Here is a 16,369-nt window from a genome sequence, read left to right on the forward strand (position 1 = left end):
AAAATCACAACTCTATACTTTCGCCAGGCTGTAAAACTATAGGCTTATATCCTTTTGAAGAAACTAAGCGTGAGAATTCATTTGGATCTACTTTTATAAGATCCCAGGTATTATAGTGAATAGGAATAACTCCTTTCTTAGGCTTTATCATATCCACTGCAAATGACGCTTGCTTTGGATCCATCGTAAACCTACCACCTATAGGCAATAAAGCATAATCAGGCTGAAATACTTCTCCAATTAACTTCATTCCTTCAAACAAACCAGTATCACCGGCATGATATATTGTAACATTATCAGCAGAAACTACAGTACCAGTTGGATCACTATGTTCACTAGAATGAATAGCTTGAGTTAAAGCTAATTTTATGCCATTAAAATCTACAGACCCTCCTATATTTGCTGGAATCATTCTCTCCATAGGTATTTTAAATTCCTTATTCAAGTAAACTTCTAAATCATAAGTTGCATAAAGCATTATGTTTTTATTCATAGTCATTATTTCTACAGTATCACCTAAATGGTCATAATGATCATGCGTTACTATTATTAAATCAAAATCATTGAAATAGCTTAATTTTATTGGGCACATTGGATTTTCCTTAATAAAAGGATCTATTATTATCTTCTTACCTGAAAGATCTAATTCAGTAGCTGCGTGGCCTAACCATCTTAATTGAGGCATGAGATAGAATTATAACTAAGAAAATAAAAACTTCATTTATGACAGACGAGGAACTTAAAATTCTTCTAAAAGCAGGAAAAATTGCGGCAGAAGCTAGAGATGCTGGAGCAAAAATGATAAAACCTGGAGCTAAAGTACTTGACGTTTGCGAAGCAGTAGAAAAAATGATTATTGAAAAAGGCGCGTTTCCTGCATTTCCTTGTAACTTATCTATAAATTATGAAGCTGCACATTATAGCCCTATTATCGATGACGATAAAATAATTCCAGAAGGTGCAGTAGTTAAACTAGATATAGGAGCCCATATAGACGGCTATATCACAGACACTGCAGTTACAGTTACTTTAGATGATAAATATGAAAGACTTGCAGAGGCCTCGAAAGATGCATTAAATGCAGCTATTTCTAATTTTAAATCTGGAACTGATTTGGGAGAAATAGGTAAAGTAATAGAAAAAGTAATAAGAGTAAATGGATTCTCTCCAATTAGAAATCTGGGAGGGCATTTAATAAAAAGATATGAGTTGCATGCAGGAATATTTGTGCCTAATGTTCATGAGAGATTTGGCGGAAGAATAATGGAAGGAAATACATACGCTATAGAACCATTTGCAACTAATGGATTTGGAGAAGTTATTGAAGGCAAAGCAGAAACAATCTATTCGTTAAGGAATGCCACAATCAGAGGATTATCAGAAGAAGAAAAACAATTCTTAGATGTAATAGAAAAAAGATTTAAAACATTACCATTTAATGAAAGATGGCTCTCTGATTTAGGTGATAGAAATACAATAGAAAAAATGCTTAAAACACTAACTAAGAAAAAAGCTCTTAATTCTTACGCAGTACTAGTAGAAGTAAAGAAAGGAATGGTATCACAATTTGAACATACAGTATATGTAGATAAGGATCAAACGCTTATAATTACTTAAGCTTTTTAGATTATTCAAAAAGAATTATATTAAAATTTTCTAATGTTTATTTTAAAGTTATTTTGCGAAAACTATAATATGACACTATATAAATTCTAATATAATACGCAAATTCAAGTAGGACAATTTTAAGATGAATTAATGCTAAAAATTTCATATATAGTAATTATATTCCATGTAAAACATAAGTTAAGTACAAAATTGAATGTTTCTTTTTGTTATCAAAGAAAAATTATTTAGGTCTTCATAAGCTTTATCCATTAAAGCTATTAATCAGAACATAGTAAATCTAATAAATCGTTTTTAATTATGCAGATTTATTCTATGTTAGTATTTTGAGTTTACCACTATCGATTAGGTCCTAATTTATTATCTAATTCCAACTGATATAATTCTTATCATAATTAGCATATAAATTGTATAAATGTATAATAATTACAATAAGAAAAATCAAGCCATAAAAATCATTTTGGTAAAAGTTTAATTTGGTAAAAATCGCATACTAACAAGAAGATATATGTTATATATTCCGTTTGATATAATAGCACTAGCACAAAGTTCGTCTGGAATAAATTCACAGACAGCGCTCTTTGAATTTCTATACTTTATATTTTTTGCAGTAATAATTCTGATATCATTTATACCAGGAATAGGTCAAAAAGCGCAATTAATGTTTATCAGCAGAGATGTAGAGAAAAGTGTCAATATGCTAGAAAATTATGTAAAAGATTCTAGAAATATTGCAGAAAAATTATTAAAAGATAAGAATTTTCCAGATCCAAAAGGATTTATAGATAGAGTAATAGATAGATTCGTAATAGATCCAGTAAATATAGAGCCTACTGATATAATAAGCAGAATGAAATTATTAATGAGAGCCAATGAAGATACAATTAGAAATATGATACTAAAATATGATCCTAACATAGATGCCATGAGCAGAAGTCAAATAGAGATATCTACTGAAGTAGTAAATGCACTAAACATGATATATAAAGTAATTAGACATTACTTGATAATGGCCAAGAAACTAAATAGTATAATGTTAATGTATCAACTTCAAATGGTTGCACCAATATATGTTAAGTTAGCTGAAGCATACGCAAAAGCACAAAAAGTATTCTTACAAGGAATACCAGTAGGAGATGGATTAGGTCCATTAGTTGCATCAAGATTTCTAATGAATATAAATGATAAATGGGTACCAAGTAAAGATACAATAGCAGGAACTACAGAAATTGAAGGAAGAAGAGTAATAGTAGTAAAAGCCGAAGGACCAATGGCTACAGTAGGCACTCCAGGCGAAGCAGTACAAAATATAATTGAAAAAGTAGAAAAAGAAGGAAATAGCGTTTCCAGAATAATAACCGTAGATGCAGCACTAAAACTTGAAGGAGAAGATACTGGTAGTATAGCAGAAGGAATGGGTGTAGCGATGGGTGATCCAGGTCCAGAAAAAATAGCAATAGAAAGAGTTGCTGCAAAATACAATATACCAATAGATGCTGTAATAGTAAAAATGAGTATGGAAGAAGCCATAACTGAAATGAGAAAAGAAGTATATGAGGCGGCAGATAAAGTAGTAGCATATGTAAAGAATTTGATATTAGAAAGAACGAAACCCGGAGACACAATAGTATTATTAGGCGTAGGAAATACAGCAGGAATAGCACAGTGATTGTATATGGCAATTTCCTCTGATCAAAATAAACAACCATTAATAACTAAAACGTTAATAAAATGCATGTCATGCGATTATACTTTAGAAAGAGACTTCCAAGAAGGTGATTTTGTACCTAAAATAGTAGGAACTTGCCCAAAAGATGGAGGAAAATTATACATTGCAGGAATATACGCTGTAAAGATAGCAGAACCTAAAAGATAATTTTTTATACTATTCTGATATATTATAGTTTGTCCACCCGGCCATAGTGGGGGAGCAACACCCGGACTCATCTCGAACCCGGAAGTAAAGTCCCCCACGTTGGCTTGGCAGTGGGATCCGCAAGGGCCCGCAGCCTTGCCAAGCTGGGATGGACTTTATATTCTTTTTGATCACTAATTTATGCATGAAAAAAATTTTTGATGAAATTCATGGATACATAGATCTTGATGATATAGAAGTTAAACTTATTGATTCATCAATATTCCAAAGATTAAGAAGAATTAAACAGACTAGCTTAGCATACATAGTTTATCCTGGAGCTACACATACTAGATTTAGTCATTCTTTAGGAACATACTATTTGGCTACTAAAGTTGGAGAAAAACTCTATAAAGAAAATACTATTTCTGACGATGAATTATTAACATTAAAAATAGCATCGTTATTACATGACATAGGCCAATTTCCATTTAGTCATGCAATAGAGGGATATTACCTATTACAAGGATTTGGAAACAAAGAGTTACGAGAGTATATATTAGCAAAATCTATAATAAGAGATATTTTAAATGATAATGGTCTAGATATTAATAAAATTCTAGACATATATAATGGAAATTCATTATTATCTTCAATAATAGATGGTGAAGTTGATGTAGATAGAATAGACTATTTAATAAGAGATTCTAGACATACAGGAGTTCAACTAGGTAAATTAGATCTAGATAGGCTAATAGATACTATATTCTATACTAAAGATGGAATAACAATACAAGATAAAGGCATTATAAGCTTAGAAAACTTTTACATTTCAAGACTTCACATGTATCAAGCAGTATATTATCATAAGACTATTTTAGGATATGAACTTTTCTTAAGAAAGATTTTTTCAGAGATTCTAGATTATTGTAATAACGAGTTTAAGAATATAAAATATATAAAAGAACTAGTAGATCAGAATTTAATATCTTATTGGGATGATGAGCTAATAATATCTAGTTTATATCATTGCCTATCACAAAATATTCCAGTGTCCTTAATTCAGAGAATTAAGAATTTTATGGACCGTAAAGGACCAAAAGTAGTTTATGAAGAAGTAAGTTATAAAGAGGAAGAGAGTTATCTAGACGATATAGTTTCTCAGCTAGAGAAAACTGGAATACCACAAGAATCAATTTACCCTTTGGAAGAGAAAATCTCAATAATAAATAAAAATAGAATAAAAATATTATCTAAGGGAAAAGAAAGAAAAGTAAAAGATTATTCTGCTACTTTACTACATGAAATACCAGAAAATATTATAATAAGAAGAGTTTACGTTGATTATGAATATGCTAAAAAAGCGAGGGAAATCATAAGTTGATAAAACTAGTTTTAACAGATTTAGATGGAACGTTAACTTTAGACAAATCTACTTTTAAAGTGAACTTAAGCGCAATAGAATATCTTAGATTGTTGGAAGATAGAGGAATAAAAATAGCTATAGTAAGCGGAAATTCATATCCAGTTATACGAGGATTAACCACTTATTTTGGATTTTCTGGAGGATTAGTCGCTGAAAATGGATGTGTTCTGCACTTCAAACAAAAAATAACAGTATGTAAGAAAATGGACAGAAATCTAATTCAAGAATTCAAAGAAAAGTTTAACGTTAAAGATAGCTGGCAGAACGAATATAGAGAATGCGATTTCGGATTTAATCCAGCAATTCTAACTGAAGAAATGAAAAGATGGGCAGAAGAAAAGAATATTTACATCAATTCTTCAGGATATGCTGTACATATAGCAATGAAACCAGCTGGAAAAGCTATTGGAGTCAGAAAGCTAATAGAATTATATAACCTCGATAAAAATGAAGTAGCAGCAATAGGTGATTCATTAACTGATATAGATATGTTTAATGAAGTCGGTTTAAAAGTAGCTGTATCTAATTCTGATGAGAAATTAAAAGAGAAAGCTAATTTAATCTTAAATCTAAAAAGTGGAGAAGGCGTAAAAGAGTTTGCTAAAATGTTAATAGAGGGAAAAATATGGAGCTAGAAGATCTAATTTACAAGTATGCTTTAGATAACGCTATAAAACACAATGGAAAAGCAGCAGTAGGACCAGTAGTAAGTAAAGTAATGGGAGAAAGACCCGATCTTAAGAAAAATCCAAAAGAAGTAGTATCAAAAGTAAAAGAAATAGTAGACAAAGTAAATTCTATGACTATAGAAGATCAAAAGAAAGAAATTGAAACTAAATTCCCAGAAATGCTAGAAGAGAAAAAGAAAACAGAAGAGAAAAAAAGTTTACCACCATTACCTAATGTTAAGGGAAAAGTTATAACAAGATTTGCCCCAAATCCAGATGGACCAATACATTTAGGCAATGCAAGAGCAGCCATATTATCTTACGAATATGCTAGTATGTATAACGGAGACTTTATACTAAGATTTGACGATACAGATCCTAAGGTAAAAAAACCAATTAAAGAAGCTTATAAATGGATTGAAGAAGATCTACAATGGCTAGGAATAAAATGGAACATAGAATTTTCAGCATCTTCTAGATTTGAAAGATATTATGAGATTGCAAAAGAATTAATTTCTAAGAGATATGCTTATGTAGATACATGTAGTGAAGAAGAATTCAAACAGATGAAAATACATAAAAAATTCAATTTAGAATGTCTTAATAGAGATAAATCAGCAGAATACAATCTTGAACTATGGGATAAAATGCTTAATAGAGAATTTGATGAAGGAAAAGCAGTATTAAGAATAAAAACTGATCTTAATGATCCAGATCCTTCGAAAATAGATTGGGTAATGGCCAGAATAATAAACACAGAAAAAAATCCTCATCCAATAACTGGAGATAAATATTGGGTCTGGCCAACATATAATTTTGCGACAGTTGTAGATGATCATGACTTTAATGTTAGTCATATTTTAAGAGCAAAAGAACATATGGCTAATGCAGACAAACAGAAATGGATATATAACTATTTAGGTTGGAATATGCCAGAAGTGCAAGAATTTGGCAGACTAAAATTAGAAGGATTTATGATGAGCAAATCAAAAATAAAAGGACTGTTAGAAAAAGGGACTACAAAAGATGATCCAAGATTACCTACAATATCAGGTTTAAGAAGAAGAGGAATTTTACCTGAAACAATAAGAGAAATAATAATAGAAGTAGGAATTAAACCATCAGATGCAACAATAAGCTTTGAAAATATAGCCTCATTAAATAGGAAAAAACTCGACCCCATAGCTAAAAGAATTATGTTCGTGGATAATTACTCAGAGTTTAGTCTACGTATACCAGAAGAAATGACAGCAAAAATACCATTATATCCATCAGAAAAAGAATATAGAGAAATTAAAGTCAAACCAAATGATAAAATATTACTTAATAATCAAGATGCAGAAGAAGGTAGCATAATTAGACTTCTAGAATTATGTAACGTTAAAGTTGATAAAAGCAATCATACTTTAAATTACATTAGCAAAGATATAGAAAGCGCGAAAAAACTAAACGCTAAAATAGTTCAGTGGATTAAAAAAGACGAAGGAGTAAATGTCGCAGTTCTAAAAACAGACGACAATCAAACTCTCAATACTATTAATGGAATTGCTGAACACTATGCTTTAACGTTAAACGTAAATGAAATAGTACAATTTATCAGATATGGATTTGTAAGAATTGATGAAAAGAATAAAGATAGTATTAAAGTAGTCTACTCTCACGACTAAAAGATAGCTTTTTAATTTCTCTTATTACTTATTCACTTTGCGTGACAAAAAAGGAGGATGAACGCAATGTCTAAACCTACATATGTAAAATTTGAAGTACCACAAGAACTATCAGATAAAGCATTAGAAGCATTAAAAAAAGCTAAAGAAACTGGAAAAATAAAAAAAGGCACCAATGAAACAACAAAAGCAATAGAAAGAGGACAAGCTAAACTAGTATATATAGCTGCTGACGTAGAACCAGAAGAAATAGTAGCTCATTTACCAGGATTATGCGATGAAAAAAAGGTACCATACATCTATATACCAAATAAGAAAGCATTAGGAGAAGCATGCGGTTTACAAGTAGCAGCAGCTGCAGCAGCAATAATTGACCCAGGACAAGCAAAAGACGACATAAACGAGATAACTAAAAAACTATCAGAAATAGGAAAATCTAGCTAAACTTTTTTATATCTTTCTCTTTTGTTAAATATCCATATTAATACATATTTATTTTTTACTGATTATATTTATTGTAACTTCTTTATTTATCAGCAATGCGCAAAAGCTTTTTAATCTACAATTATACTTTATTATTTACGGATTTAGGTGAATGGGGCTGTAGTCTAGCCAGGTCTAGGACGCCAGGCTTGGGCCCTGGTGGTCGGGGGTTCAAATCCCCCCAGCCCCATACTAAAAATCTATCTTATTATTATAAAATTATATTTTAGTTTTTATTAATAAGTTTATTAATTAGTATAACAAGATATAATCTAGCACGGATCAAACTATTACATAAAAATCTAAGCATAGTTTTTTAGGGCAAAAATGTTAAAAAGATCCAAAATCTATTATTAGAATGCCGCAGTAGCTCAGCTGGAAGAGCGCCCGGCTGTTAAACCCTTTGCAGTAACCGGGCGGTCAGAGGTTCGAATCCTCTCTGCGGCGTGTTGCTCCAATTCCTTGAAGACAATAATAGTTCTGCGTTTAAATAAAATTGTATTCTAAATTATGCCAAGTATAATACAATGAAAAGAGTTAATCTTAAGATTTATAATAGTATATTCAGTTTACAAAAATATTGATATACTATAAAAATAAAAATTAACTATAATACTATTACTACTGTCTGCAAATAAGCTGCTAAAACAGCAAACAATAACTCTATACTCCAAATTATTGCAACTATTTGATATTCCTTAAATCTACCTAACTTCATTACTACATGAGTTAATGAATTTGGTTTTTGATCCCAATATAGCGTATTATCATCATTTATTTTACCAAATGATATACCCTTAAAACGAGTTCTTGATTTCAATATAAATTCAATTACATATGGGATATAAAGTATTGCAAGTGCAGTATACATAAATCCAGATATTCCTATCGAACCTATCACAGATCCAACAAAATAAGTTCCTACATTGCCTATGAATACTTTGGCAGGATATTTATTGTAGTAAAGAAAAGCTAGTAAAGAGAAACTTAGTACTAATGATAACTCGCCAGCTATTTTGATGTTTCCTATTCCTTTAGTTATACCTATAAATGCTAAAGTTGATGCCATTATCAGCCCTAATCCAGTTCCTAGACCATTAAGTCCCTCTAGCATGTTAAATGCATTAGATGTTATTGTTAATGCTATTGGTATTATAAAAATATAATAGTATATACCAAAATTTATTTCTCCTATAAATGGAATAGAAATTATTGAATGACCTAAACTAAATAACGATAACGGAACTGCTGCAAAAACTGGGGTAAAAGCTCTTATAGATTGCCTTAAATTAAGAAAATCATCTAATAATCCTAAAAATGCTATAAGTAATGAAGATAAAAGTATTGCAGAAATAATTCTTTGGTGATCTGGATTTAACACTAGTAATGAAAACGCACCAGAAATAAATCCTACGATTATTGCTATTCCTCCTAATGATGGAATTTCTGGCTTGTTTTTCTTGTTTACATCTTTACCTACTATACCTCTTGACTTGCTTACTTGAATTATCCATCTTGTTGAAAGAAATGTGGCTAAAAATGAGATAACTAAAGGATATATCAGATTTAGCACTATTTTCGCCTTTCTACAGTAAACCTTACTAGATAATTTAAAGCCTTTCCAGCTATTTCTTCTCCATGTATTTTATTCAAATTTTCAAATGCATGATCTAGATAGTATTTTGCCTTTGAATAAGCGTAATCTAAGGATAGGGATTTAATTATATCTCCTGCTTTTTTTATTTTTTCTGAATCTTTTGAACCTAAACCTTCCATTATAATTCTTTTCTGTTCTTCGTTAGCATTCTGTAATGCGTGGATAACTAAAATAGTCTTTTTTCCTTCTCTGATATCACTATAAACTGGTTTTCCTAATTCTTTTTCATCAGCCGTCAAGCCTAATATATCATCCATAATTTGAAAAGATATTCCTATATTAATTCCAAAATTTTTTAGTAGCTCTAATTCAGAATTATTAGCATTACTTACTAATCCTCCTAAATAAGCAGAACATGCAAATAATTGGGCTGTCTTCTTTTTTATCATTTCAATGTATTCTTCTTCTGAAACATTCTCTCTATTTTCAAATTCCATATCCATTGCTTGACCTTCTGCAATTATGATAACAGAATTAGAAAATTCAGCTATACCTGAATATATTTTTTCAGCATCTAATCCTTTTAACGCGTCACCTAATGCTTGAAAAGCTTTAGCATGAAGCAGATCTCCTGCAAGTATTGCTAATGGTATACCCCATTTTACATGAACAGTAGGAATACCTCTTCTTAAAGTATCCTCATCCATTATATCGTCATGAATCAAAGTGAAGTTATGAAGAATTTCTACAGCTGCAGCAGCCTTATATGCTCTTTTTCTATCTCCTTTTAATAAATCAGCTATAGAAACTAGGAATAAAGGCCTTAGTCTTTTTCCTCCTGCATTTAAAAGATATATTGAAGCATCATATAATTGCTTTATATCACCTTTAACGTAGCTAGAAATTTCGTTATTTACGTTATATATTATCTCGTTAAAATATTGATCCAATTCCATTATTCTCTTTTTCTTAATTTCTCATATGTAGATAAGCTTATCCCTCTACTTTCTATCCATTCTTTTAGTTTATTCCATATAACTATTTGCGTCCTCTTTAATGAATCTATATTTTTAGACCCAGTCAGCATCATAGATGCTTTTAATTCAAAAATAATTTTATTAAAGAACGTTATTAGAGAATCCTTTCCTTCTACTGCTTTTTTTATTACTGGACCTGCCATTCCTGCTATGTCAGCTCCTAATGCGATAGCTTTGGCTACGTGCAACCCATTCCTTATACCTCCACTTCCCATAATTATAGAATCTGGTACAGCAAATCTAGTTTCCATTATGGATGCGGCAGTAGGTATTCCCCAGTCTGCAAATAGCTCTGCACTTTCTTTTTTCCAATGATTTTTTCTAATATCTCTTACCATCTCTACTGCTATCCAACTAGTTCCTCCTTGTCCGGATACATCAAAATATTTTATCCCAATATCACTAAATTTTTTTGCTGTTTCCATTGATATTCCTGTTCCTGTCTCTTTAATTATTATTGGGACACCTAAACTTTTACTTATATCTCTCAGAGAAGATAGTATAGTATCTGGATATTCTGGTTCACCTTCTGGCTGAAATAGTTCTTGAGCAGGATTTAAATGTACTGCTATACCATCTGCTTCAATCATACTAACAGCATACTCTAATTCTTTTAATCCGTAACCTTTAGCCAACTGGGGAGCACCTATATTTGCTAATATTGGAGCATTAGGAGCCTTATCCCTTACTATTTTGAAACTCTGTCTAGCAGATTCATGCTCTATTGCTATTCTTTGACTACCCACACCCATACCTAAGTTTAATTCGTTTATGGCTTCGGCAATTGTTTCGTTTATTTTACCTAGTTCCTGAGTTCCTCCAGTCATACCAGTAACAAAAATAGGAGCTGACATCTTTTTCCCTAAGAAATTAACACTAGTATCAATATCATCAAATGAAATACCAGGCATTGCTTGATGAACTAAAACAACATCATCCAATAAAGTATTAGCGAATCCCTCAACATTACCAAAAAGGCATATCTCAACATGTTCTATCTTTCTGTTAGAAATCATTTTTACACCTTACTAATGTCCCTATTTGTTCACCTTTTAAAACTTTATTTATATTTCCTTCCTTTAATCCATTAAATATAATCCCTTCTATACATTTTTCTAAGATTTTCTTAATTTTACTTTTTATTCCACCAGTAACATCATAACTATTTGAATTAAATACTTCAAAATTTAAGCTATTAACTTCATCAAGAATCATATTGTTATTGATAACACCATCTACGTCTGTTGCAAATAACGCCATAGACTTTAGTTCTTTTGCCAGGATTACTGCTATATCATCTCCAGAAATTATATTACCATTCTCATCTATATCACCATAAATTAGAGGAACATAACCAGATTTTACATATTCTAATGTCTTTTGAATAGAGAAAAATCGACCTGGAAAAGGAAATATTTTAATTCCCTCTTCATATAATATTGAAGATACCAATAAATTTAATTTCTGCATAGCTAAAGAAGTTTTAATAATATTTCCCTTAGATGCCTCATAATGCCCAAAGCTCCCACCACCATGAATTAAAATAAGATTATCTGTAATTAGTTCTTTAGCTATCCTTCTAACTACGTTTTCTCGTAAATAGTATGGCTTACTTTTGTCTGTAATTAAACTTCCTCCTAATTTGAGAATTGAATAAGTGTGGCCCATTTTAAGTCCCATATCCACTTCCAAGATTTAACTAGAGGATAAGGTAAATTATAGATTGCACTCCATAATCCATTCTCTACAGATATCAATTGAACATTATTTGCAATATCTATAGGTAGCGTGCCAATTAAGTGTATTAAAGAATTATTTATATAGGCAGGTGAAGAAATTGGAAAAGAAGTTAAAATGCTAAGTTTTTTTATATTCTGCAAATTTAATTTTACTGGCTCTTCGTTATCTCTATATAAAATAGGTGAGCCTATTTCTAAAGCTTTCCTTAAACCTCTAACTAAACTAGAATCATAAATAGCATCATCTATCATTATTAAAGTCTCAATGATATCTCTTTCATTGAGAGGAATATGACACTCACTTATAGCTTCCCTAAAAAACATTTCACTAAATAATACATAGTAAGATGAATATGGCAAAACTCCATCTATATCGAAATCTATATCACATGAAAAACCAGTTGCTTCTTTAAAATACTCTAAAAATTTTCTTATTTTTGGTTTTCTTGCTATGCGTTTAATCCTTGTCTTATAAAACAAAATTAACAAAGGGTTATTAACATTAGGTAAAGGAATACCAGAAAAAGAAATAGGAACATTAACTTCCAAATCTTGCTGCAAGATAACCCACTACTGAAGATTTATCTCCAGAAGTATCACCAGATGTAGCATGCTTTAATATATATGGTTTTTTCTGAAGTTTCTTTGCTAGTATCATAGATACCATTACTGGCGCATATCCACACATTGTAATATCTTTATCTTCTATTACTTCGTATAATTCTTTGTAGTCTAATTTCTTTATTTCTTCAATAGCCAATTCATCCTTTTTGTATGTTACATCATATGGATCATAATGATTCATATCACTACTGGATAATACCACAATATCTTTATCTGGATGTTTTTGCATTAATCTAAATATACCTTCAGCTAAATATGCTGCTATCTCTGGAGTTTGCATTAAAACAACAATAGGAATTATTTTAAATGAAGAGTTAAAAAAATATTGTAAAAAAGGTATTTGAACTTCAATAGAATGTTCATACATATGAGCTTTTTCGTCAATATCTATTACTTCACTATATTCAACTAATTCCTTAACTAATTGATCATCCACTTCTACTTTTCCTAATGGTGTATCCCAATAACCTTTGGGCCAAACAGAAACATAAGATCCGTAACCAGTATGATTAGGCCCAATTATAATAGCTATATCTGGAGATCCTTCAGATGCTAAATAATAATAAGAATGAGCTGCTACTGGCCCACTATAAATATAACCTGCATGTGGAACAATAAAAAACAAGTTATCTCTTTTTCTGTTTTTCTCATTTTGGACTGAGGGTAACTTTCCTGGACCTAGAGGATGTAAAAATGACCATTTTATACTTTCTTTTAGCCTCTCTGGATCATTATCATAAAAACTGCCAGCTACTGCTGGCATTCTATTCATTGAGATAATTTCACCTCAAATTCCTCTACTTTCACTGGAATATCTGCATCCATAGCTATCTCTTTTCTCTCTCTCAATATTTGCCTAGCTAAAGCCCAGTATAATAAAGCTAAAGATTTCCTACCCTTATTATTAGCTGGAATTACTAAATCTACAAATTCTACCTTAGCATCAGTATCAGCAAAAGCTACTACTGGTATTCCCATTATTGAAGCTTCTTTAATTGCTTGAGTATCAGTTCTTGGATCTGAGACTAATAATACCTCTGGTTCCATAAATTTATCTAGATAAGCATTGGTAAGAGAACCTGGAACTAATCTTCCAACTATTGACTTCCCGCCTATAACTTCAGCAAATTTCTGAACGGGGGTAAAGGCATAAGGCCTTGATGCAACAGCTAATATAGATGAAGGATTAAATCTAGATAGGAACTTTGCTGCTACTCTTAATCTCTCGTCAATTTTTCTTACATCTAATACATATAAACCTTCAGGTCTTACTCTGTATATGAACTTCTCCATATATTTTGTGCATGAATGAGTACCTATATGAACACCTGCTGAAAGGTAGCTCTCTAATGGTACTAATAATTCAATTAGTGCTCCTTTTTCTGTTTTTTGCAATTCTGCTTTCTCTTCTTCACTTAAATCTGTTTTTCTTTCTTCTTTTTCACTCATGTATTATCACCTTCATATTGGTCTTGTATAATTTACGACTTCTCTTATAATGTCAACGTGAGATAATAACATTCTTCTACAACATAATCTTCTTACACCTAAATCGTCTAAAACTTTTCCAGGATCCTCTCCAGCAGAAACTCTAGTTATAAATGGATCCCACTTATCTGCTATTAATGATCCACAAGTAAAACATCTAATTGGTATAATCATACTATATCACCTATATGCTTTTTGTCTCCATCTTCTTGCGCTATATCTCATCCATTTTTCTGATTCAGTTTGTCTTGGATCTCCTGCTAGCATTGTTCTATCATATTGCTTATATAATTCCTTTATTTCAGGATTATTAAAATATTTTACAATAGCTTTAGCTATTGCCATTCTTGCAGCATCAGCTTGACCCATAATGCCTCCACCGGTAGCGTAAACTCTTGCATCTATTTTAGAAATAATAGAGTCTCCAGCTAATAATAATGGTTCCATTATTTTTAGTCGTACCATTTCTATAGGGATTAGCTCAACGGGTATGTCATTTATAAATACTCTACCTTTTCCAGGATATAAATAGCATCTAGCAGATGCAGTTTTTCTGCTAGCGCTAGTAATTATAACTTGATTTGATTGATTATTTTCCATAGGTCTTCCACCCCATTTCTTTTGCTAATTCAGCTACAGTTATATATTTACCTTTTAACCTTTTAACATCAGCTTTTTCAAATCTTATAAATTGTTTTCCTTCATATTCTTTTGGAACTCCTATGTAAACTTTAACATTATGTAGCATTTCTTTACCTTTAGGAGTTTTAGGCAACATACCTCTAATAGTCCTTTTTATTAGGTTTATTGGAGTTCTAGGTCTTCTAATTCCTTGTTTTTGTGGATTAAATAATGTTCTAACCTCAAATAATAACTTATATCCTGAAATAATTCTAACTTTAGTTCCGCTTACTACTGCTTTTTCACCATTTACTATAACTACCTTTTTTCCATCTTCTAACAATTTAACTACCATACTAGCCATTCTGCCTAAGATCATATTTTCTGCATCTATTACTACTTCTTCTGTCATTTTCTCATCAACCTTACGTTCTTTCCTTTTAAGTCTAAACTATTAAAATTATATAAGCTCTCTATTTTTCCTTTACTATCTAAAATTTTTTTCTTAGCAGATGCAGAATAATCAAGGGCTACTACAGTTACTTCATGATCTAATTTTCCTATTCCTAATACTTTACCAGGCACTATAACTATATCACCAGGCTTCGTATACTTGTTTATTTTATACAAGTTAACATAAGGTCTCTTTCTTGATGGCGTTTCTAATAATTCTGCTACAGATTTCCAGATTGGTTTCTTTTGCTTACTTAAATTATATATTAGCTTTCTTAACATTATATTAGTACTTCCAGTCATGATATCGCCTTCTTTAATTCTTCTAGCTTACGAAGTATACTCTTACTAGCCTCTAATAAAATTCTCTCTGGCTTTAAACTTCCTACACTTTCTATTTCTAAAATATATTTATTAGGAACTGAAGAGATCTTAATCCCTTTACAATATTTTAAGCATTCTTCGCATAATATACATGCTGGCTCATTAGTTACTTCTATCTTATTATCTTTCTTAGAAAAAACATGAGTTGGACATTCATCAACAATTTTCTCACAATTTTCTTGATTTAATAACTCTACTTTAGGATAATATCTTACCACAGACTCAGAAACTGGATTAAATTTAGCATGTTCAATTCCATATCCTAACCTTAACCTAGCTTCTATAGAAATTTTTTGTCCCTTACCAAGTAGAACTACAGGAATTTCTCCGCTAACTGGAACTACAGCAGGATCATCAGACTTAATATCTTTACTGTAGACCATCACTTGCGAATCCTTAGCTTCCATATCAATATATACTCTTGAATAACATCCGTCACAATTTTCTGTACAATTTGCACACTCCTCAGGAGGCCTATAGTGACCCAAAGCTTCATCAGAAACAAATGGTATTAAACCTAATCTATGAGCTAAGATTTCATCGTAAAGAGGACTATTATTTTCTATAATGTAAACATCATCAACAGCCATTACAGGAACAAATAGCATACAAGCCCTTCTTATAGAATTGGCAAACGCTAGAGGATAATCTTCTAACAATAAAGAAATATAGTTTTCTTTTTTGTCTAATACTTTTAGCAT

General features: G+C 31.0%; 20 protein-coding genes, 2 tRNA genes and 1 rRNA gene. 10 read left to right on the plus strand and 13 right to left on the minus strand.

Going from position 1 to position 16,369, the window contains the following annotated elements; translation table 11 throughout:
- Positions 1 to 4: 4 nt before the first annotated feature.
- A complete protein-coding gene (locus tag B6F84_RS06615) occupies positions 5 to 685 on the minus strand; it encodes a metal-dependent hydrolase (RefSeq protein ID WP_148691521.1) in 681 nt (226 codons plus the stop codon).
- Between the two features lie 38 nt (positions 686 to 723).
- On the opposite strand from B6F84_RS06615, the gene map reads away from it, so the two are divergent.
- The 10 genes from map to B6F84_RS06665 all read left to right on the plus strand — a co-directional run bounded on the left by map (position 724) and on the right by B6F84_RS06665 (position 8,172).
- Positions 724 to 1,617, plus strand: coding sequence for a type II methionyl aminopeptidase (gene map, locus B6F84_RS06620; RefSeq protein ID WP_148691522.1), 894 nt, complete (start codon positions 724 to 726; stop codon positions 1,615 to 1,617).
- A 517-nt stretch (positions 1,618 to 2,134) separates the two neighbouring features.
- Positions 2,135 to 3,295, plus strand: a complete 1,161-nt coding sequence (locus B6F84_RS06625) for a DUF1512 domain-containing protein (RefSeq protein ID WP_148691523.1) — start codon at positions 2,135 to 2,137, stop codon at positions 3,293 to 3,295.
- 6 nt (positions 3,296 to 3,301) lie between these two features.
- Positions 3,302 to 3,502, plus strand: a complete 201-nt coding sequence (locus B6F84_RS06630; protein ID WP_420807153.1) for a hypothetical protein — start codon at positions 3,302 to 3,304, stop codon at positions 3,500 to 3,502.
- Positions 3,503 to 3,535: 33 nt separating this feature from the next.
- Positions 3,536 to 3,654: ribosomal RNA gene (gene rrf / locus B6F84_RS06635) — 5S ribosomal RNA — on the plus strand.
- Between the two features lie 32 nt (positions 3,655 to 3,686).
- On the plus strand, positions 3,687 to 4,865 hold the full coding sequence (locus B6F84_RS06640; protein WP_148691524.1) for an HD domain-containing protein: 1,179 nt from the start codon (positions 3,687 to 3,689) through the stop codon (positions 4,863 to 4,865).
- Positions 4,862 to 5,542 (plus strand): phosphoglycolate phosphatase, encoded by a 681-nt coding sequence (locus tag B6F84_RS06645; RefSeq protein WP_148691525.1) that lies wholly within the window; start codon positions 4,862 to 4,864, stop codon positions 5,540 to 5,542. Before B6F84_RS06640 ends, B6F84_RS06645 begins: the two co-directional genes overlap by 4 nt.
- A complete protein-coding gene (locus tag B6F84_RS06650) occupies positions 5,533 to 7,242 on the plus strand; it encodes a glutamate--tRNA ligase (RefSeq protein ID WP_148691526.1) in 1,710 nt (569 codons plus the stop codon). Before B6F84_RS06645 ends, B6F84_RS06650 begins: the two co-directional genes overlap by 10 nt.
- A gap of 66 nt (positions 7,243 to 7,308) precedes the next feature.
- Entirely contained in the window at positions 7,309 to 7,686 is a 378-nt protein-coding gene (gene rpl7ae / locus B6F84_RS06655; RefSeq protein WP_148691527.1) for a 50S ribosomal protein L7Ae, read from the plus strand.
- Between the two features lie 153 nt (positions 7,687 to 7,839).
- Positions 7,840 to 7,915: transfer RNA gene (locus tag B6F84_RS06660), tRNA-Pro, on the plus strand.
- A 170-nt stretch (positions 7,916 to 8,085) separates the two neighbouring features.
- Positions 8,086 to 8,172: transfer RNA gene (locus B6F84_RS06665), tRNA-Asn, on the plus strand.
- Between the two features lie 160 nt (positions 8,173 to 8,332).
- On the opposite strand, the gene B6F84_RS06670 is transcribed toward B6F84_RS06665, so the two are convergent.
- Genes B6F84_RS06670 through B6F84_RS06725 form a run of 12 tightly spaced genes read right to left on the minus strand, consistent with a single transcriptional unit; the run spans position 8,333 to position 16,369 of the window.
- Entirely contained in the window at positions 8,333 to 9,298 is a 966-nt protein-coding gene (locus tag B6F84_RS06670) for an MraY family glycosyltransferase (protein WP_187152652.1), read from the minus strand.
- A complete protein-coding gene (gds, locus tag B6F84_RS06675; protein WP_148691528.1) occupies positions 9,298 to 10,278 on the minus strand; it encodes a geranylgeranyl diphosphate synthase in 981 nt (326 codons plus the stop codon). The genes B6F84_RS06670 and gds overlap by 1 nt, the downstream gene beginning before the upstream one ends.
- A complete protein-coding gene (gene fni, locus B6F84_RS06680; RefSeq protein ID WP_148691529.1) occupies positions 10,278 to 11,375 on the minus strand; it encodes a type 2 isopentenyl-diphosphate Delta-isomerase in 1,098 nt (365 codons plus the stop codon). The genes gds and fni overlap by 1 nt, the downstream gene beginning before the upstream one ends.
- On the minus strand, positions 11,365 to 12,039 hold the full coding sequence (locus B6F84_RS06685) for an isopentenyl phosphate kinase (RefSeq protein WP_148691530.1): 675 nt from the start codon (positions 12,037 to 12,039) through the stop codon (positions 11,365 to 11,367). Before B6F84_RS06685 ends, fni begins: the two co-directional genes overlap by 11 nt.
- Entirely contained in the window at positions 11,997 to 12,659 is a 663-nt protein-coding gene (locus tag B6F84_RS06690) for a hypothetical protein (protein ID WP_236748911.1), read from the minus strand. Before B6F84_RS06690 ends, B6F84_RS06685 begins: the two co-directional genes overlap by 43 nt.
- Positions 12,637 to 13,494, minus strand: a complete 858-nt coding sequence (gene amrB / locus B6F84_RS06695; RefSeq protein WP_148691531.1) for an AmmeMemoRadiSam system protein B — start codon at positions 13,492 to 13,494, stop codon at positions 12,637 to 12,639. The genes B6F84_RS06690 and amrB overlap by 23 nt, the downstream gene beginning before the upstream one ends.
- Entirely contained in the window at positions 13,491 to 14,171 is a 681-nt protein-coding gene (gene rpsB / locus B6F84_RS06700; RefSeq protein ID WP_148691532.1) for a 30S ribosomal protein S2, read from the minus strand. The genes amrB and rpsB overlap by 4 nt, the downstream gene beginning before the upstream one ends.
- Positions 14,172 to 14,183: 12 nt before the next feature.
- Positions 14,184 to 14,384, minus strand: a complete 201-nt coding sequence (locus tag B6F84_RS06705; RefSeq protein ID WP_148691533.1) for a DNA-directed RNA polymerase subunit N — start codon at positions 14,382 to 14,384, stop codon at positions 14,184 to 14,186.
- Positions 14,385 to 14,390: 6 nt separating this feature from the next.
- Positions 14,391 to 14,810 (minus strand): 30S ribosomal protein S9, encoded by a 420-nt coding sequence (locus B6F84_RS06710; RefSeq protein WP_148691534.1) that lies wholly within the window; start codon positions 14,808 to 14,810, stop codon positions 14,391 to 14,393.
- Positions 14,800 to 15,243 carry a 50S ribosomal protein L13 gene (locus B6F84_RS06715; RefSeq protein ID WP_148691535.1) on the minus strand — a complete coding sequence of 148 codons (444 nt, stop codon included), beginning with the start codon at positions 15,241 to 15,243 and terminating at the stop codon, positions 14,800 to 14,802. The genes B6F84_RS06710 and B6F84_RS06715 overlap by 11 nt, the downstream gene beginning before the upstream one ends.
- Entirely contained in the window at positions 15,240 to 15,587 is a 348-nt protein-coding gene (locus B6F84_RS06720; RefSeq protein WP_148691536.1) for a 50S ribosomal protein L18e, read from the minus strand. Before B6F84_RS06720 ends, B6F84_RS06715 begins: the two co-directional genes overlap by 4 nt.
- Positions 15,584 to 16,369 carry a DNA-directed RNA polymerase subunit D gene (locus B6F84_RS06725; RefSeq protein WP_148691537.1) on the minus strand — a complete coding sequence of 262 codons (786 nt, stop codon included), beginning with the start codon at positions 16,367 to 16,369 and terminating at the stop codon, positions 15,584 to 15,586. The genes B6F84_RS06720 and B6F84_RS06725 overlap by 4 nt, the downstream gene beginning before the upstream one ends.

Source organism: Acidianus manzaensis (assembly GCF_002116695.1).
GTDB classification, from domain to species: Archaea; Thermoproteota; Thermoprotei_A; order Sulfolobales; family Sulfolobaceae; genus Acidianus; species Acidianus manzaensis.